The 17,367-nt window shown below is 70.1% G+C and carries 12 protein-coding genes and 1 pseudogene; 8 read left to right on the forward strand and 5 right to left on the reverse strand.

The features are described 5' to 3' along the window. The first annotated feature begins 99 nt into the window (after positions 1-99). Complete coding sequence (locus tag KQY30_RS36475; protein ID WP_254407165.1) at positions 100-2,115, forward strand: PA14 domain-containing protein; 2,016 nt, start codon at positions 100-102, stop codon at positions 2,113-2,115. A 167-nt stretch (positions 2,116-2,282) separates the two neighbouring features. On the opposite strand, the gene KQY30_RS16540 is transcribed toward KQY30_RS36475, so the two are convergent. Together KQY30_RS16540 and KQY30_RS16545 are read right to left on the reverse strand one after the other, a co-directional pair. Then, on the reverse strand, positions 2,283-2,882 hold the full coding sequence (locus tag KQY30_RS16540; RefSeq protein WP_217307483.1) for a hypothetical protein: 600 nt from the start codon (positions 2,880-2,882) through the stop codon (positions 2,283-2,285). A 262-nt stretch (positions 2,883-3,144) separates the two neighbouring features. Continuing rightward, a complete protein-coding gene (locus KQY30_RS16545; RefSeq protein ID WP_217307484.1) occupies positions 3,145-4,659 on the reverse strand; it encodes a peptidoglycan DD-metalloendopeptidase family protein in 1,515 nt (504 codons plus the stop codon). A gap of 334 nt (positions 4,660-4,993) precedes the next feature. On the opposite strand from KQY30_RS16545, the pseudogene KQY30_RS16550 reads away from it, so the two are divergent. The 4 genes and pseudogenes from KQY30_RS16550 (at position 4,994) to KQY30_RS16565 (ending at position 9,783) form a co-directional block, all read left to right on the forward strand. Continuing rightward, a pseudogene (locus tag KQY30_RS16550) lies at positions 4,994-5,843 on the forward strand (serine/threonine protein kinase). 76 nt (positions 5,844-5,919) lie between these two features. Next, positions 5,920-7,368, forward strand: coding sequence for a serine/threonine-protein kinase (locus tag KQY30_RS16555; protein ID WP_254407166.1), 1,449 nt, complete (start codon positions 5,920-5,922; stop codon positions 7,366-7,368). A 344-nt stretch (positions 7,369-7,712) separates the two neighbouring features. Next, on the forward strand, positions 7,713-8,690 hold the full coding sequence (locus KQY30_RS16560) for an LGFP repeat-containing protein (RefSeq protein ID WP_217311103.1): 978 nt from the start codon (positions 7,713-7,715) through the stop codon (positions 8,688-8,690). A gap of 79 nt (positions 8,691-8,769) precedes the next feature. Continuing rightward, complete coding sequence (locus KQY30_RS16565) at positions 8,770-9,783, forward strand: alpha/beta hydrolase family protein (protein ID WP_302185319.1); 1,014 nt, start codon at positions 8,770-8,772, stop codon at positions 9,781-9,783. A gap of 132 nt (positions 9,784-9,915) precedes the next feature. Here the strand turns inward: KQY30_RS16565 and KQY30_RS16570 are convergent, their stop codons facing one another. The 3 genes from KQY30_RS16570 to KQY30_RS37445 form a co-directional block, all read right to left on the reverse strand. Beyond that, complete coding sequence (locus KQY30_RS16570; RefSeq protein WP_217307487.1) at positions 9,916-12,102, reverse strand: LamG domain-containing protein; 2,187 nt, start codon at positions 12,100-12,102, stop codon at positions 9,916-9,918. Positions 12,103-12,318: 216 nt separating this feature from the next. Beyond that, positions 12,319-13,401 (reverse strand): hypothetical protein, encoded by a 1,083-nt coding sequence (locus tag KQY30_RS16575; RefSeq protein WP_217307488.1) that lies wholly within the window; start codon positions 13,399-13,401, stop codon positions 12,319-12,321. A gap of 254 nt (positions 13,402-13,655) precedes the next feature. Next, positions 13,656-14,021: a DUF4232 domain-containing protein gene (locus KQY30_RS37445; protein ID WP_367997424.1), complete on the reverse strand. Its 366-nt coding sequence runs from the start codon at positions 14,019-14,021 to the stop codon at positions 13,656-13,658. A 1-nt stretch (position 14,022) separates the two neighbouring features. Between KQY30_RS37445 and KQY30_RS37450 the strand changes: the two genes are divergently transcribed. The 3 genes from KQY30_RS37450 (at position 14,023) to KQY30_RS16590 (ending at position 17,120) form a co-directional block, all read left to right on the forward strand. Next, positions 14,023-14,484: a hypothetical protein gene (locus tag KQY30_RS37450; protein WP_367997425.1), complete on the forward strand. Its 462-nt coding sequence runs from the start codon at positions 14,023-14,025 to the stop codon at positions 14,482-14,484. 232 nt (positions 14,485-14,716) lie between these two features. Continuing rightward, a complete protein-coding gene (locus KQY30_RS16585) occupies positions 14,717-16,174 on the forward strand; it encodes a helix-turn-helix transcriptional regulator (protein ID WP_217307490.1) in 1,458 nt (485 codons plus the stop codon). Positions 16,175-16,403: 229 nt separating this feature from the next. Beyond that, on the forward strand, positions 16,404-17,120 hold the full coding sequence (locus KQY30_RS16590) for a PH domain-containing protein (RefSeq protein ID WP_217307491.1): 717 nt from the start codon (positions 16,404-16,406) through the stop codon (positions 17,118-17,120). Positions 17,121-17,367: the final 247 nt, after the last annotated feature.

The raw sequence follows: 17,367 nt of genomic DNA on the forward strand, positions 1-17,367 counted from the left end.
ACTGGACTCCGCTCGGCCGTACAACCACAGGGCGCCCTCGTGAATCTCCTATCTCGTACGACTGCCTGCGGGGCGGTCATATGTCCAAAAGGGGACTCAGTGAGCAGTGTCGGAAGATCCCGTCGGGCCTCCGCGACCGCGGTGGTGGTCGCGCTGACGGGCGGTCTCGTCGCGAGCGCCACCTCGCCGGCGTCGGCGGCGGCGTGCGCGACGAACACCTACACCCGGCAGTTCTTCGCGAACACGGGCTTCTCGGGCGCGCCGAAGCGCACGGACTGTGACGCCACGATCAGCGAGAACTGGGGCAGCAACTCGCCCGGGGTCTCCGGCGTCGGCAAGGACAACTTCGGTGTCCGATGGAGCGTGAAGCGCGACTTCGGCTCCGGCGGCCCCTTCGCGCTCACCGCGTCCGGCCAGGACGGCATCCGCGTCTACCTCGACGGCGTACGCAAGATCGACCTGTGGAAGAACGGCACCACCACCGTCTCCAAGACCGTCAACCTGACCGTCCCCAAGGGCACGCACACCCTCCGTATCGACTACGTCAACTGGACCGGGTCCGCGAACGTCAAGTTCTCGTACACCCCCAGGGTCACCGCCACGGTCGACAAGGTCCGGCCGCTCGCCCCGAGCACGGTGACGGGCAGGCTCGACAATGCCACCGCCAAGGCCGTGGTGTCCTGGGCACGCAACAAGGAGATGGACCTCGCCGGCTACCGCGTGTACCGGCGGGACGCGGGCGGCACCACGTGGGCCTACGTCGGAATGACCACCGGCACCTCGTTCGCCGACCTGCCCTCGATCGCCGGCCGTACCTACTACTACGAGGTCCGGGCGTACGACAAGGCCGGCAACGTCTCCACCGGCAGCACGGATGTGCCGGTCACCACCGTCGCCGTGACCCCACCGGCCGGACTGGCCGCGCAGGGCCTGGACTCCGGCAACAAGCTGACCTGGAAGGCGGTGCCGGGAGCGGTGAAGTACTCCGTCGAGTGGCGCGCCACCGACGGCAGCATCCGTTTCCTCAGCGCGACGACCACCACCGGTTACACCGATACCGCGGCCCCCCGCTCCGAGAACCGTACGTATCTGGTGCGGTCCATCGATGGATCCGGCCGGTACTCCGGCTACTCCGGCGTGGAGGTCTCGCGCCCCGTCGCGGCGCCGCACGAGGTCGCCGCCCGGGCCGACGCCAATCGGGCGGTACTGACCTGGAAGGTCAACTCGGCCACGGGCGGAAGCTATTTCGGCTTCCACGTCTACCGCTCCACGTCCCTGCCGGTGAACACCACCGGCGAGCCGGTGCGGTGCGATGTGCGGCTGACAGCGCTCGCCGACGGCCAGAAGCAGTACACCTGCACCGACACCACCACGGCGTCCAAGACCACGTACCACTACGTGGTGAAGGGCTACGACAACGGCAGCCGCGAGTCGGTCGCCTCCGGCACCGCGTCCGTCACCACGCTCGTACCCGACCGGGACCTCACCCCGCCCGCCGCCGTCAGCGGGCTCACCGCCGAGGCGACCGAGTACGGCATCGTGCTGGACTGGAAGGCGAACACCGAGCCGGACCTCGCACGGTATGTGGTCTACGTCGGGGAGGTACTGCGCGACGACGACGGCGAGGCCATGTGCAGCGGCGCGGAGTACGCGTACCTCAGCACCTCCACCACGCACTACCTGTACCCGGCGAAGCCCAACGGCTACGAGCGCTGCTTCTGGATCGACGCCGTCGACACCAGTGGCAACTCGAACTACCGGTGGACCAGGACGGCCGACGCCAGGATCGTCACCGCCCTGGACCTGACTCCGACGGTCCCCACTCCGCCGGATTCGCCCCTGTACGTGAACGCCCAGCCCGGGTCGGAGGGCGGGGTGGACCTGTCCTGGAACGCGGTGGAGGGCGCGACGGGCTACCGCGTGTACCGCTGGGACCGGGCCACGGGCCAGTACGCGCCGCTGACCGGCGCCGACCCGCACGCGTCCACGAGGTACACGGACACAACAGCGGCCTCCGGCACGACCCACTACTACTGGGTGACGGCCGTCCTCGCCGACGGCACGGAGACCGCCCCCGGCGCGGACTGGGTCCTGATGCCGCCGACGGCGCGCTGACCTGACGGTTCGAGACCTCAAGCAAAACGCTCGGCTGGGAGATCCCAGCCGAGCGTTTTGCTGAACCGCCGACAACGTCCGTACGACCAGCAGGCCGCTACGCCCCCTTGAAGCCGCCACCGGGGACGGTCGCGCTGCCGACGCGTGGCCCGCAGGCCGCTGTCAGGTCAGATCGTCGGCGTCTCGTCGACGACCTCCTTGTGCGGTTCGACAATGAACTTCCAGCCGTCGCTGGGCTCCAGGAACCGCACTCGGGTCGGGTAGATGTCCAGGGCGCGGCGGTCGCGGTTCTGGCTGGTCGCGTTCTTACGCCCCCGGACCGGCTCCTCGAACAGGTCGACCTTGACGTCCGGCACCGCGACGACTTCCTCGCTCCAGCGCTGAACGATCCCCACGCCGAACGCGTCCCGCGCGGCGGAGTAGAGCGCCTCCAGCGATTCCTTGTTCCCATTGGGCACAAAGAGGGCGAGATTCAGGAGAACGCCGGCACTCTGGAGAACCTCGATTTCTTCCCCTGCCTCGTCGGCAATCCAGATCCCCCGCTCCTCGGAATTGTCCGGGAGAACATGGATTTCCTCACCGAAGACCGTCCTCGCAATGAAGGACCCTCCTTCGAAATTCTTACCCGGCTCCGTGAGGAAAGCCGGGGCGTAGCAGTCGAGAGGAAGGCCATCCATCTCTGCCGAGACGAAGATGCCGTCCTGGACGCCCAACTCTGAAACCTCCTCGGCCGTAAGACGTCGAGCCGTAACCTTCTCGGTGTTCACGCCATTCCCCTTTTTTCGTGGCGTCCTATGAATTCATTAGACTCTACCACGAAAACGACCAGTCAGTTCTCGTACACATGTCCTCGCGTTCACGATAGCGCTGGTCAACCTCCGCGTAATTGCGCCTGGTAGAACGGCAGACGAATCCTCTCGCATCGCCAGTGAAATGCGGCACCGTACAGAAATGCCGTCAGGTCCAATAGGTGGCGTACGTGCTTCGACGGTGTTTACGGCAACGATGTCGGACGGTGCAGAGGGTTGTTCAACCGACGGCTGGACCGGGAGTGTTGGCGAGCCAGGACCAGTCGGACCACGTGCTGAAGCCGGTTTGCCACTTGTGGTGGACCCCGGCGCGGCTGGAGCCGAACACTTCGATCCGGCCGTCCGCGTTGGTGGTGGCCGTGATCCCGGTGCCACCGCCGCCGAAGGCGGCCCAGTCGCCATAGGCGGCGTTGACTCCGGTCTGCCAGGTGTGCATGGCCACATCACCGTTGATGGCGAACACCTCGACCCGGCCGTCGGGGGCGCGGTCGCTGGTCAGCCGGGAGTCGGCGGGACCGGCGGTGGGCTCCCAGCCCGACCAACTGGTGCTTCCCGTCTGGTACTTGTGGAACACGCCCACGGGGCCGGAGGCGAACACCTCAAGGCGTCCGTCGGCGTTGTGGTCGACCGTCAGGTCGTGCCCGCCGCCACCGAAGTTCTCCCACGCCGACCAGCCGCCATTGACAGCCGTCTGGTACTGGTGCTGGAAGACGTTGTCGTTGAGCGCGAAGACCTCCAGCCGGCCGTCGGGCGACTTCTCCATCTCGATCCTGCCGCCGCTCGGACCGCCGCCCGTGGATTCCCAGCCGGACCAGCCGCCGTTGGGGGCGGTCTGGTACGTGTGGAACACGCCCGAGGGGCCGGAGGCGAACACCTCCACGCGCCCGTCGGCGTTGGCCCCGGCGGTGATGTACCGCCCGCCGGTGCCGAAGCTCTCCCAGCCCGACCAGCCACCGGACGGTGACGTCTGGTAGCGGTGCTGGAGGACGTCACCGTTGAGCGCGAACACTTCCAGGCGCCCGTCGGCGTTGGGCGCGATCGCGAGTTCCGCGTTGCCGGGACCGCCCAGCGGCTCCCAGTCCGACCAAGCGCCGTTCACCTGCGACTGCCAGGCGTGATGCACCCCGTCGGCCCCGGCCGCGAACGCCTCAAGCCGCCCGTCGGCCGACCGAGTCGAGACCACCCGCCCCGACTCCACCGGATACACCAACGGCACGGGCCTGGGCCCGTCACCAGGGGTGCACGGCAGTCCCACGCCGCGTTCGCCGAGGTAGGGGACGGGATCGATACCGCGGACGCCGGTGGAGGTGCCGACCCGCACCCGCAGGTGGAGGTGCGGGCCACTGGACTCGCCCTCGCTGCCCATGAGCGCGATGCGCCGGCCGGCCGCCACCTGCTGGCCGACGACGACGTCCCGCTGGTACATGTGCCCGTACTCGGTCACCGTTCCGTCCGGATGCAGAATGCGGATCCACTGGCCGTAGCCCTGTATGGGACCGGAGTTGATGACCTCGCCGTCGCCGACGGCGTAGATCGGCGTGCCGTAGTCGTTGGCGATGTCGATGCCGTCGTGGCTGTCGCTGTAGTGCTGGGACACGAAGCCGGTGGTGGGGCACGATCCGGCGAAGCCGACGGCTTGGGCAGCCGCCGGGGACACGGTCACCAGCGACGGCAGTACGGCGGCTGCCGCCGCGAGCACGAAGCGCAGCGCACTCCGGGAAATACCGTGAGACATGTGCTGTTCCTCCCCCTTCAGGTCGAGTCGGGGTGGACAGTAGCCGCGCGCTGCCCGGCGGGGGCACCCGGAACGCTACGGACTGACAAGCGGCCGTGGAGCGCGGGCCCGTACGGAAGCGCGTACGGAAACCCGTACGTGGGCCCGCACGGAAGCCCGCACAGAGACCCGTACGGAGCACCGTTCGAAAACCCGTCCGGAACCGTGCTGGATCAGTGCAAATCGACCCTGCTTAGATGGTATGAAATCGGCCAAATCCTAGGAGTTGACCGCTGGTCAGGATGTGTAACGTTCGGCCTGACCGAGGACCGGTGACACGGGGCGAGGAGGGGCAGTGAGCGGGGTAGTGATCCATGTGCCGCGGGGGGAGGGGGGAAGCCGCGGGGGAGCCGTACGGTGACGCGGTGACGCTGCGGCTGGGCCCCGGGGAGGTGGCACGTTTCGGGCGGGGCTCCGCGACGACCCCGGTCGAGCTCCGCCTCGACGACGAGGCGATCTCCCGGCTCGCGGGAGAGATCCGGGTGACGGACGATCACTGGCAGCTCAGCAACCTCAGTACGACGCAGAGCTATCTGGTGGAGAACCCCGAAGGGGCCGGGGAGTATCTGCGGGTGCCGCCGCGGCGGGCCGGAGCGCCCATCCCCTTCGAGTTCTCGCGGGTCGTGCTGCCCACCCGCCGCAACACCACGGTCGCCTTCCAGGTGTTCGCGCCCGACCACGTCTATCTGGACCCGGACGCCATGGGCGGCCCGTGGGGAAGCCGCACCGTCACGGCGTACTCCCTGGACGAGACGGCCCTCTACTTCCTCATCCTCGTCGCGCTCTGCGAACCGCGGCTGCGCGACGAGTCACCTGTCGCGGTGCCGACCACTCCCCAGATCGTCGAACGGCTCAAGGGGCACGCCGCGTGCGGCCGGCTCACGGCCCGGGCGGTCAGCTCGCACATCGACTACCTCGCCGACGAGAAGATGCGGATCAGCGCACCGGCAGAGTACGAGCCCCGCAGGGAAGCCCGCCGCAACGGCAAACGGGAGGCCGTCGTCGGGCTTGTGCTGCGGTTCGGTCTGGTACGGGAGGAACACCTCGCGCTGCTGCCGCCCAGGACCGGGACGGGCGGGCGGGAGCGGCCCGGGGCGCCGGTGCGGGGCCGGGGGACGACGCCGGAGCGGGGGACGGCGGGATGAGGGGGGCGGCGCCCCGTACGCGGGATGAGGCAGCGTCCCGTACACCGTGACGGCCGGCCGACCGAAAGGGGACACGGTGTACGGTCCGGCCGACACATCGGGGAGTGACCGCGCGGAATTCCTCCCGCGCGGCTACCGCGTGGGCCGCTGGGAGGTGACCGAGCGGATCGGGGCCGGAGGCTGGGCAACGGTCCACGCGGGACGATTAGCCGAGGGCGACGACGGCGACGGAGCGGGGCCGCAGCGGCACGACGCCGTAGCGCTCAAGGTTCTGCCGACGGCCGGGCTGGCGCCGAGCCAGGCCCGCAAGGTCGCCGAAACCGCCCGGCGCGAGGTCGAGTTCGGCCGCCGCTCCTCCCACCCGAGGCTGATCCGCCTGCTGGACACCGTCGTACTCGGCGAACCCGACCGCCCGTTCCTGGACGGCGCGATCGTGCTGGTCATGGAGCGGGCCGAGCGCAGTCTGCGGGATGTGCTCGACACCGGCGTGACCGAGTCCGAAGGTGCCCGGCTGGCCGCCGAGATCTGTGAGGGCCTGGTCCATCTGCACCGCAGCGGCTGGGTGCACGGCGATCTCAAGCCCGACAACATCCTGCTGATGGCGGACGGTTCGGTGAAGCTCTCCGACTTCGGGCTCGTCACAGAGCTGACCGGCACCCATGGCACCCACGGGTACGCGCCCCCGATGGGCACCTTCGACTATCTCCCGCCCGAGCGCTGGAGAGCGCCGCTCGGCGAGCACGGTGTCCAGGTCCGGCCGAGCGCCGACATCTGGGCCCTGGGCATCACGATCCACGAGCTGTTCGCCTCCGGCGCCTCGCCGTTCCCCGGTGCCACGCCCATGGCGCGCGGCGCCGCCGTACAGGAGTACGCCGACGGGCGGGCGCCGCTGCGCCTGGACAGCGCGATGCCGCCGTTCTGGCGTGCGCTGGCCGCCGACTGCCTGGCCCCGACGCATTCCGTACGCGCCCGGCACACCGCCGAGAGTCTGCTGGCGCGCATCAGCGAACGGCAGGCCGACGGGGCGGGCGCGGCGGAGCGGTCCGGACAGGACCTCGCTGCGCGCCGCCGGAGACGGACCCGCGCCGCGCTCGTCACCGTCGCGGTGTGCGCGGTGGGCGCGACGATCTGGCCGCACGTCGTCGCGCGCGACAGCGCGTCCGGGCCCGGCGCCACGACGGCCGAAGCCGTCGGCCGCGTCAGGGTGTTCAACGCCGAGCAGAGCTGCCGGGGCCGTACGGACCGGGACCGGCGGTGCAGTCTCGGCCTGGCGATCGACCCGCTGCGGCCGTACACCATCGACAACGTCGTAACGGTCCGGGTGTGGCACGGGGACGTCCTCGCCGTCGACTGCCGGCTCACCCGGGGCATGCCCATCATCGACGAGGCGGACACAGTGTCCGCCGACTGGTACCGCGTCCGGCTCCCGCGAGGCTCCGAGCGGCCCACCGCCTGGCTGCCCGCCGTGCGTACGAAGGACCGCCCCGCGGTCCCCGAGTGCCCGCATCCCACCTCCGTACGGTGAGGGGTGTTCCCGGACCGCCGAGGACGCTCCACCGCCGGACGTGCCCAGGCCGAGCCCGCCCCCGTACTCCGCCGCGGTCAACCGCCCTGCCCAGTACGGCGGATGAGCTGCAATCACGGCGCATCGCCGCAGCGGCGCGGCATCCGTGCCAACAGCGTCCATCGCGGATCCTCACGCGTGTCACTCCGGATCGTTCCGGGTGCCGGGCCCGGCGCTTCCACAACTACCTTGCGGAGCGTCGGTCCCCGGACCGCGCTCATCCCTCACATGATCCCGGCACGATCCCAAGAAGGAGCAGGCACGTGCATGGCGCAACCGCACGGCGCGCGAGACTCGGAACAGTGATGCTGCTGGTCGCGACGGCCGTTTCCACACTGGCCGGCCCGGCACGGGCGCAGGGCCCGAAGGATGTGCCCGGTCCCCTCGGGCACACCGCGACGGCCGAGGCGTACTGCGACATCCCCGCGGAGCGGGACATCGCGGTGACCCGCAAGGTGTACGAGGTCGGCCAGCGCCGAGGCGTGTCCGACAAGGTGATGCTCGCCGGCTTCGAGACGGGCTGGGTCGAGTCCCGTATGAACAACCTGAACTGCGGGGACCGGGATTCGCTCGGCGTCTTCCAGCAGCGGCCCTCGCAGGGGTGGTGCAACCCGGACCAGTGCCTCGACGTCGACTACGCGGCGAACAAGTTCTTCGAGGTGGCCCAGCAGATGGAGCCCGACTGGGACACCGCGGGGGAGCTGGCCCAGGCCGTCCAGCGCTCCGCCTACCCGGAGCGCTATCCCCAGGCGGAGGGCTACGCACGGGAGTTGATGGGCGAGGCGTTCCAGCCGTACGGCACGATCGGGGCGAAGTACGCGGCCCTGGGAGGCCAGAACGGACCGCTCGGCCCGCCGCTCCGCGCCGAGGAGGACGCCCGGCTCGGCGGACGCTTCCAGCTCTTCCGGAACGGCATCGTCATCTGGCGTCCCGACGTCGCCTACGCGGTCTACGGGGACATCCTGACGAAGTTCTGGGACACCGACTCGGAGCAGCGCTGGGGCTTCCCGACGATGGACGAGGCGGACGGAGCACAGGCTCCGGACGGGACGCGGGGCCGCTACCAGTTCTTCGAGCGCGGACTGTTCATGTGGTCGCCGCGGACCGGTGCGCACACCGTGCACGGCGCGATCTACGACGCCTTCCACGCCGCCGGCCATGAGAGCGCGCTCGGCTATCCCGTGACCGACGAGATGGACGAGCCGGGCGGCAAGGTCCAGCGGTTCCAGCAGGCCACGATCCGCTGGAACGCCGGCCGGGGCACCTGGATCACCGACAACTGACCTGCGCCCGGACTCACTTACCGGCACCGACACCGACACCCAGCGGCACTTACGGATGATCACAGACCAGGAGATTGTGTTGAGCGAGCTTCGACCCACCCGCAGGAATGTTCTCAAGGCCGTCGGCGGAGCCTCCGCGGCGCTGGCGCTCGGTGCCGGGACCGTCCTTTCCACCTCCTCGGCGGCGGCGGCAGCGTCGGCGGCCAGTGCGGCCGACGACGGCTTCGGGCTGCGCATCGTGGAGCGCGGCGAGGGCGACCCCCGTATGTGGTACTACCGCTTCGAGACCGCCGAGATCGGCTGGAGGCCGGCCGTCAACGTCCTGCTCCCCGACGACTACCACTTCAGCGGACGCACGTACCCCGTCCTCTACCTGTTCCACGGCGGCGGTGACGGCCAGGACTTCATCACGTTCGACCGCCTGCACATCCGCGACTGGACGGCGGGCAAGCCGCTCATCGTGGTGATGCCCGATGGCGGCCGCGCGGGCTGGTACTCCAACCCGGTCGGTTCGAACGTCGGCCCGCGGAACTGGGAGAACTTCCACATCAACCAGCTCATCCCGTGGATCGACGCGAATTTCCGGACGTTCGCGGAGTACGACGGCCGTGCCGTCTCCGGGTTCTCGATGGGCGGCTTCGGTGCGCTGAAGTACGCGGCCAAGTACTGGGGCCACTTCGCCTCGGTGAGCTCCCACTCCGGCCCGGCCAGCCTGCGCGGCAACGCCGACGGGATCCCCGGCGGGATCGTGCACTGGGCCAACGCGTCCTCCGCCGCCCTCGAACTGGGCGGCGCCACCGTCTACGGCGTGCCGTGGGACCAGAACAGGGTCAGCATGGACAACCCGTGCGAGCGGGTCGAGAGCTACCGCAACAAGCGGATCTTCATGGTCGCCGGCACAAGTCCCGAGCCGACCTTCTGGGACCGTTTCAACGAGACCGCCGTACTCGAAACCCAGCGGGAGTGGCGCGGCTACCTCGACCGGGCCGGTATCCCGTACGAGTACCGCGAGGTACCCGGCGGCCACCACGTCCGCCCGGAGCTGTTCGTCGACGACCTCAACGGCATCATCGCCCGACTCCGCAAGGCGTAGCGTCCGGCTTCCGGATGCGGGATGGGCGGGCCGGGACGGGCCGAGGCTCCGGGAGAAACCCGGAGCCGGAACCCGCCCCGGCCCGCCGGCCGCTCCAAGGCCGGACCAGGCACCGCATCCTGAACGCCAGGCTCAGAGACCGATCACCGATACGAGGGTGTTCGTGTCCATGGCCCCGGCCCAGAGCCGGATGTCCTCGACTCGGCCCGGCAGATAGTGGGCCCACGCTCCGCTGCCGTGCGCCTTTCCGATCGTCAGGTCCCCGACACCGGCTTCGTTGACGAACGGAATCTCGCCCTGTCTTCTGTCCCCGACATACAGCGCGGCCGTGCCGTTCGGCGCGTCGTAGACACCGGTCACCTGGATCGAGCGGTCAGGGGTGGTGCCGTCCAGGATCTGCGCCTCCTGTTCCGACACACCGGTGAATGTCCCGTCCGCCGTGGCGCGGCCGAACATCCACTGCGCGGTCGGGACGGTCACGAGGTCAGAGGTTTCCGGATCCAGCACCTCCATACGTCCCACCCTGGACCAGATGCCCCAGGCGGAGCCGTCCGGCGACCGCTGCCCCACCACCTGCACCATCGACCCGGCGGGCAGCGCGGCCAAGGCACCGGTGTCGAGCCGCACGCGCGTCGTAACGGTGAACGATCCACTCGGGTCGACCACCGGTCCTGCCGTGCTCGCCGCACCGTCGACCCCGTCCAGCTCGATCGCACCGCCGTCGAGCCGGGCCCCGCCGTCAAGGGTGAGGGTCCGGCCGTATCCGGAGGCGGTGTCGGCGAGGGCCGTGCCGGACGCGCCGGCCGGGTCCCACGCGGCGACCTGCGCCGTCGCCCGGCTGGTGCTGTTGACGTCCAGAAGCTGTGCGTCGACGCGTACGTCACGGGCGGACAAGGCACGCTGCCAGACCCCGACCTCGTCCAGCCTGCCACTCCAGTGCGCCTCGTAGCCTCCGGGTGCGGCCGCCACGACCCGCCCGAACTCCAGATCGCCGTCCGCACCCGGTTCGGTGTCCACCGCGGGAACGGCTACCGGCGCGCCCTGAGGCCTGCCGTTGACGTACAGCGTGAGGGTGTGCGCGGCCGAATCGTACGAACCCGCGAGGTACGTCCAGACTCCCGCGGTCGCCGGAGTGCCGGCGACCGCGGCAGCCGTCTCCCGGGTGCCGCCGTCGTTCCAGGTTCGCTGGAACTGCCAGGTGCCCGCGGTTTCCGAGTACCCCAGACCGAAGCCGGAGCCGTCCGCGCCGGTCTGCGACAGGACGGTGCGGTCACGTCCGAGACCGGTTGCGAACACCCACGCGGAGACGGCGAAGGACCGGCTCGTGTCCACCGCCGGGCCCTCGGTCGAGGCGTGTCCGGTGGTGCCGCCGAGCGCGAGCGCGCCGTCACCGTCACCGAGGCGTCCCAGCGGCGACCAGTCGGCATCCGCGCTCGCCAGTTCCGCCGTGTGCCGCTCCCCGGGGCCGGTCGCCGTGTCGGCCGCGGTCGTCGAACCGTCGCCGGGCTTTCCGTCCGAGAAGTGCCACGTACCCACGGCCGTCGAGGGCAGGGCCACGTTGAAGGTGACCCTGGTCGCCAGGCCCCAGCGGCCGATGCCGTCCTGCGCACGAACCTGCAGTACCGTCAGGCCCGAGTCGGGCGGCGCGATGTCCAGACGCACCGTGGAGCCGTGAACCGTTTCCGACCAGGTGGAGCCGAGTCTGTACTGGTACGCCGCCACCGGCGAGTCACCGTCTGCGGGCTCAAAGCTGAAAGACCCAGCGATTCCGGGACCGCCCTCGGGAGAGCACTCGACCGCGCAATCGATGTACGGGGCACCGAGAGTCACCTTCGGCGGGCGGGGAGCCGTGGGGTCGACGGTGAAGTAGCACCAGCCCGTGGTGTGCGCGGTGCTGTGCGATCTGATGTGCCTCGTTCCGTCGGCGGTGTACGACAGCGTCGAGGCGGCCTCCCGGTACAGCGTCCCCTCGACGAGAGTCGCCTCTGCCGAGCCGACCACGGCCTGGCCTGCGGTTACATACCCTGCCGAAGGCACCGCCAACGAAGCAACCTCGGTCCATGAGCCGTTCGTCTGACGGCTCTGCACGGTGAACTCGGCTCGCAGATAGCCCGCTTGCTCACTCCCGGGCACGGTATCGAGCCGCGCGGTCATCCGAGGCGTGGGGTCGGCGACGACGGCGGGCGCAGTTATGTCGGTTGAGCACAGGGGCCCGCTGCCCTGGACCACTCCCTGCTCGGTCGGTGCCGCGGGCACCACGAGCGACGGAGCCGCGCCGGCGGAGCCCGCCGAGAGCACGACCAGCGTGGCCGCTGCCATCGCTGCGGTGGCCCTTGCCGTGAGTTTGCCGAAGAGACGCTTGTGCCATTGCTTCACTATTTCGAACCCCCCAATACCTATATACAAATTCGGGGGAGGCTAACATTCGCCAGGACCGGGGTGCGCCCCAATTAAGGCCACAAATAAGGGACTTCGGTTCGTCGACAGATATATTCGCAATGTTCCGCGGGCCGTTGCCCGGGTGAATGCCGCGGACTAGAACGGGGCCACGTACGGGTGGTCCCTCACGTCGTCGTAGATTCGGCGCAGCCATGGCTGATGGACCGCGGGCAGGTGGGCCAGTGTGTTGAGGAATATGGCCCAGTCAGGCCGCAACGGTCTCCGGGGGTGCGGGGGAAGCGGATCGTCGCGGAGGACGTCGTCGGGCAGTCCGCCTGTCGCGGGGACCGGTAGCCGTTCGTGTGGGGAGTTCAGATACGTCCACACCTCGGCGGCCAGCGGCACGACAGGGGCAGGGGCGGGGGCAGTGCTGTGCGGCTGCCATGCCTTTCCCGTCTGCGGGTGGCACGGAACCAGGGCGATGTCGCCGGCCTGCGTGAGGGCCGGCAAGCCCGGTCCGGCCAAGGCTGCTTTTCTCGTCGGCGCCGCCGACGGCCCCGGGGGAAGCAGTGCGGCGAGGGCGCGGCCGAACATGTCCGTGAGGAGGCCGTCGGGGACGGTTACGGGCGCGCCCTCCGAAGCCGCCAGCAGGTGGGCCAGCGCTGCCCCCGTGGCCGCCTCCCAGCGTGGGTCCCACCTTCCGGACTGCTCGACCGGCGGTGTGCCCGGCCGCTCCTCCGCCAGCGCCTCCCACTCGATGGTCCGGCACGCCGGGCCATCGGTGGGCAGACGGCGTACGGCGCGGGGGTCGAGACGTACCGCCTGCCAGTACGAGCAGTCGTCGATACGGGTGCCCACCTCCTGCCCGCACCCCGCGCACGCCAGATTCGGGCCGTCACTTCCGTCCAGCCCCATGCAGTAGCCGCCACACCGCTCGGGAATCAAGACGGTGTCGCGGGTGTCGCCCGGCGCGACGACGATCGCTCCGGGCGCCCCGAAGGACAGTCCGGAAACCGGGGCGAACACACCGCGCGCTTCTGCCCCGTCCGGGCCGATCTCGCTCCGGGGCCGCCAGGGAGGCCCTGAAGGCTCCGGATCGACGGCGTACGTCCCTGATTCCATGAGCGCGGGAAGCAGTTGGTGTCCGTACTTCTGGTGGGCATGGACGGGAAGCGCGCGTCGCGACACCGGGGCCGTCAGCACGGCGTCGCACCGTACGCACGCGAACACGACGGCCATCAGTCCTCCCCCTGCTGAACAGGCCCGATCATCCCGGACCGGGGGCCGAAGACCAACACCTTTTGTCCACTGCCGCGTTCACTGCGGCCGGTCCCGGATGATCGCGGTCAGTCCGGGGGTGATTGCGGCCGGTCCCGTAGTCATCCGGCCGGGCGCAGGACTGGCCGGGATCACCCGGGCAGTCCCGGCTGCGTCGTGGTCGCAGGGAGCTCAGGGAGCTCCGGGGAGCTTCTGGTACGTGGTGAGCCCGCGTGTCACCAGGTCAAGGCGTCGGCCATGTCCGCCTGCCAGTACGTGACGCTGAGCGAGCTGTCGACGTACACGCCCTTCGCGGGCAGTGACGGGTGGGCGGCGCTCGGGCTCTTGCCGAAGTAGACCGCGAGGGACTTGGCCGTGTAGCCGTTGGAGCCGCTGCCGTCCGCTGCCGAGAGCAGGACGCCCGCGTAGCCCGACTCGCCAGGCGGCAGCGTGACCACGGCCTGCGGCTTCGAGTCCTCGATGACCGGCGGGACGGACTGGGCCTCGCCGAACCGGACGGCCGGGTAGCCGACGAGGTCACAGTTCTTCGAGCCGGTGTTGGTGACGGTGAGAAGGAGGTGGTTCAGAGGGCGGGAAACCACCGTGGCGGTGGTCCTCGTGGTGGTGCTGGTGCAGGGGTTGAGAACGGACTTCGAGCCCTGCGAGCCCGTGGAACCCGTGGAACCCGTGGCGTTCGTCTTCCCCTTCGAACCGGTTGCGCCGGCCGTCGAGGCCGCGCCAGTCGTAGAGGCTGCCCTGCCCGTCGAGCCCTTGGAGGCCGAGGCCGCGGAGTGGGCCGAGGCCGCGGAGTCGGACCGGCCCGTCGCCGTGAACGTCCCGCCGCCCGCCGCGGGCGAAGGCGTGCCGGACGCCGTGGACGACGAGTCGGACGAAGTCGACGAGGTGGCCGCGGTCGGCGAGAGGGACTCGGTGGACGCGGACAGTGCCGCAGCGCCCTCGTCGCGGGTGCCCTCTCCGTTGGTGCACGCCGTCAGTGCCAGAGTGGCGACCGTGAGCGCGGCGGCGGCGAGCATACGGGTGCGGTTGATACGTGCGGACATGTGATCCCCCAGGTGCGGTACGGGTCTTGTGCACGGGCCGCTCGACCGGGTGCCGGGAGCGGCGTGCTTGGATGACCTGAGCTTGTGCGGCGATCCGTCCCGGCCGCCACAACGGCCGGGACATCCGGAATGCTGGAACGCCTGCAACAGGTCTGAGCTGGGGGAACGACCTCCGCCTGGAATGGCCGTCCGGGACGTCAAGAGGACCGTGCGGGACGTGAGGAGAAGGAGGAACAGTGGCGGCGGACGAGTTCTCGGAGCTGTTGGGCCGGTTGAAGGAGCGGTCCGGGCTCAGTTACGGGGTGCTCGGGAAGCGGCTGCACATGAGTGCGTCCACACTTCACCGGTACGTCAACGGGGACGCCGTACCGACGGACTACGCACCCGTGGAGCGGCTCGCCCGGGTGTGCAAGGCGACGCCCGCGGAACTGGTGGAGCTGCACCGGCAGTGGATCCTCGCGGATGCCCGGCGCGGGCAGAAGGCGGGCAAGGCCCCGGCCGAGGAGGCACCGCAGATACGGACGGCGGAGGCCGTGACCGGCACAGCCGGGTCCGAAACGGCAGTCGGATCCGAGGCGGCTGCCGGATCCGACGCGGCTGCCGTACCCGGCGCAACTGGGTCCGAAGCAGCAGCCGTGCCCGGGACAACCGGATCCGGAACGACACCCGCGTCCGAAGCCGCAGCCGAAGACGTTCCCGAGGTCGAGCGCGCGTCCCCGGCGGGCGCTCCCCCGGTGCGGCGCCGGCGTACCGTCGTCCTCGCCGGTACCGCCGTGGTCGCCGCCGTCGCCGCGGCCGCGCTCGTGGTGAATCTCGTACCCGACAAGGGCCCTGACGACCGGAGCGGAAAGCAGTCCGCGGGAGCCGCCGCCGAGTCCGTCAACAGCCGTCCCCACGCCTCCGAGCCGGCCGACGCGAAGGGCGGGTCGGCCTCGCCGTCCATGTCCGCCTCGCGCAGCGGCAGTCCCGCGGCCTCCGGCTCCGCCCCCGCCTCCCCCGCCCGGAGTGAAGAGTCCCAGGCAGCGGAGGGCAACGGTTCCGGCTCCGGTTCCGGCTCCGACGGCGGTTCGCAGGACGGGGCCACCGCGCCCACCGTCGCCGTCAATCCGTACAAGTGGGAAGACCAGTGCAGCCAGCACTACCTGGTCGACCAGCAGCCCGAACAGGTACCTCCGCCACCGGCCGAGCCGGACGCCCGCGGATGGGTCAACGCCCTCGGCGGGGTCGCCGCTGGGCAGCAGATGCTCGCGCTGACCGTACAGGGCACCGGGAAGGCGACGGTCGTCCTGGAGGCGCTGCATGTACGGGTGGTGTCGAAGAGCGCTCCGCTCGCCTGGAACGACTTCACGATGGGCGTCGGGTGCGGTGGTGAGGTGCGTACGACGTCATTCGGCGTGGACCTCGATGCCGGCCGGCCCGCGCTCTCCCCCAGGGCCGGGCAGCGCGAGTTCCCGTACAAGGTGAGTGAGTCCGATCCCGAGGTCTTCTACGTCTTCGCCGACGCGCGGGCGAACAACGTGAGCTGGTACCTGGAGCTGGACTGGTCGAGCGGCGACCGGCAGGGCACCGTACGCCTCGACGACAAGGGCAAGCCGTTCCGTACGAGCGGGAACGCGGGGCGGCCCGCGTACACCTATCCGCCCGGTTACTCCGGGTGGGGCCGGGACGAGTCATATCCCAACATTCCCGGCTGAACCCGCGGCGCACCAGGCCGAGTCCCCCGCATTCCCGGCTGAACCCGCGGCGCTCCAGGCCGAGTCCCCGGCACTCCCGGCTGAACCATCGGCACTGCCGGCCGAGTCTCCGGCACTCCCGGCCGAGGCGGTCCGGTCCCCCGGTACATCCGGGGCCGGCCCCACGGGCAGTCCCCAATACACTGCGATGCCGTCCCGGGGACGGGCCCGACGACGCGGGGGTAAGGGCATGAGCACGCATAGGCTGCCACGTGAATACCGGATGCGGCCCGGCAGAACCACCGCTCTGATCGTGAGTTCGGGCCTGGCCGTCCCGGGCGCTGTGCTGTCGGTGTGGTTCGTCGGGGACTTTCCGGGCTGGGTCTCGGTTTCGGTGACCGTGTTCATGGTGAGTTTTGTGAGCTGGACCATCTACAGGGCACGGCAGTTGGCCACCACAGCCGATCTGAAGGGCATCCAGGTCCGTGGGTTCTTCCGCCGGCACCGGATGGCCTGGGAGGAGATCCAGGGGATCGACGCCGCGCACAACCCGAGCGCTCGCACGCAGAGCAACGCGCCGTACACGATCACCTACGCGTACGGCGATGACGGCAAGCGCAGGCTGCTCCCCTACGTCGACGACCTCCATGTCGATGTCGCGCGGGAGGTCCGTCTGCTCAACGAGATCTGGGAGGAGCTGCGCGGCGAGGGCTGGACGGCCGACGCGACCGCGGCGATCAACGTCGCTCGCGGCCTGGCCCGCCAGCAAGCGCTGATGTCGGGCGTTGGCTGCTCGATGTTCTCGATCCTGCCTCTGATGGCGCTGGCGCTGCTTCCCGTCTTCGTCGAATTCCCCGAGTGGGCGCAGTCGGTGTTGAGTCCCTTCGCCGTGCTGGGCGCCGGCTGGGTGGCCGTCTTCGGAATCACGGCCTGGATCTCCTACCGAAGGAACCGCCCAGCGGAGTGAGTTGGCTCCTGCGGCAACGCATCAGGGCCGTCCGGCCAAGGGCGATGCGCCCCGCCAAGCAGTGGAGCGACTCGGCGGGGCTGCCCGTCTCGGTGCCGGAGTGCCGCGGCGACCGCTGGAGGACGACCACCAAAACTGGAGGACGACCACCGGAAGACGACTACCGGAACGCGAGGGGAAGAGAGCACCTCTTCTCTCGGCGCGGACCGGATGCGGCCACGTCAGGAGTTGTTACGGTTACGGGCCG

The sequence above is a fragment of the Streptomyces sp. GMY02 genome (assembly GCF_019056675.1).
Classification (GTDB): domain Bacteria; phylum Actinomycetota; class Actinomycetes; order Streptomycetales; family Streptomycetaceae; genus Streptomyces; species Streptomyces odonnellii.